The sequence below is a fragment of the Streptomyces sp. NPDC014864 genome (assembly GCF_043081525.1).
GTDB lineage: Bacteria > Actinomycetota > Actinomycetes > Streptomycetales > Streptomycetaceae > Streptomyces.
The window spans coordinates 1-1,348 of the sequence record NZ_JBIBWT010000050.1 but is presented as its reverse complement, the minus strand read 5'-3'; the positions used below and the strand labels follow the sequence as shown (position 1 = coordinate 1,348).

General features: G+C 57.5%; 1 rRNA gene (cut by a window edge). It reads left to right on the top strand.

From position 1 onward, the window contains the following. Nucleotides 1–1,348: ribosomal RNA gene (locus ACF1A5_RS33785) — 23S ribosomal RNA — on the top strand; its annotated part reaches 181 nt to the left of the window's first position; the annotation flags it as partial.

The following is a 1,348-nucleotide window of genomic DNA, read 5'->3' as shown; positions in this document are numbered from 1 at the left end:
AGACGAGTCAGAAACCGTTGATGTAGGCGAAGGACATGCGAAAGGTCCGGCGTAGAGGGTAAGACCCCCGTAGTCGAAACGTCAGCGGCTCGTTTGAGAGACACCCAAGTAGCACGGGGCCCGAGAAATCCCGTGTGAATCTGGCGGGACCACCCGCTAAGCCTAAATATTCCCTGGTGACCGATAGCGGATAGTACCGTGAGGGAATGGTGAAAAGTACCCCGGGAGGGGAGTGAAATAGTACCTGAAACCGTGTGCCTACAAGCCGTGGGAGCGTCGGAACGTGCTTGCACGTTCTCGTGACTGCGTGCCTTTTGAAGAATGAGCCTGCGAGTTTGCGGTGTGTTGCGAGGTTAACCCGGGTGGGGAAGCCGTAGCGAAAGCGAGTCCGAATAGGGCGTTTCAGTAGCACGCTCAAGACCCGAAGCGGAGTGATCTAGCCATGGGCAGGTTGAAGCGGAGGTAAGACTTCGTGGAGGACCGAACCCACCAGGGTTGAAAACCTGGGGGATGACCTGTGGTTAGGGGTGAAAGGCCAATCAAACTCCGTGATAGCTGGTTCTCCCCGAAATGCATTTAGGTGCAGCGTCGTGTGTTTCTTGCCGGAGGTAGAGCACTGGATAGGCGATGGGCCCTACCGGGTTACTGACCTTAGCCAAACTCCGAATGCCGGTAAGTGAGAGCGCGGCAGTGAGACTGTGGGGGATAAGCTCCATGGTCGAGAGGGAAACAGCCCAGAGCATCGACTAAGGCCCCTAAGCGTACGCTAAGTGGGAAAGGATGTGGAGTCGCACAGACAACCAGGAGGTTGGCTTAGAAGCAGCCACCCTTGAAAGAGTGCGTAATAGCTCACTGGTCTAGTGATTCCGCGCCGACAATGTAGCGGGGCTCAAGCGTACCGCCGAAGTCGTGTCATTGCAGCATAACGGCCAACGCCGGCTGTGATGGGTAGGGGAGCGTCGTCTGCCGGGTGAAGCGGCACTGGAAGGTAGTCGTGGACGGTTGACGAGTGAGAATGCAGGCATGAGTAGCGATTCACACGTGAGAAACGTGTGCGCCGATTGACTAAGGGTTCCTGGGTCAAGCTGATCTGCCCAGGGTAAGTCGGGACCTAAGGCGAGGCCGACAGGCGTAGTCGATGGATAACCGGTTGATATTCCGGTACCCGCTGTGAAGCGTCAAACATCGAGCATCGTGATGCTAAGGCCGTGAAACCGCCGGGTGCGTCTTCGGACAATCTCGGAGTGGTGGAGCCGCCGGACCAAGCGGTTAGTAGGTGAGTGATGGGGTGACGCAGGAAGGTAGTCCATCCCGGGCGGTGGTTGTCCCGGGGTAAGGGTGTAGGCCG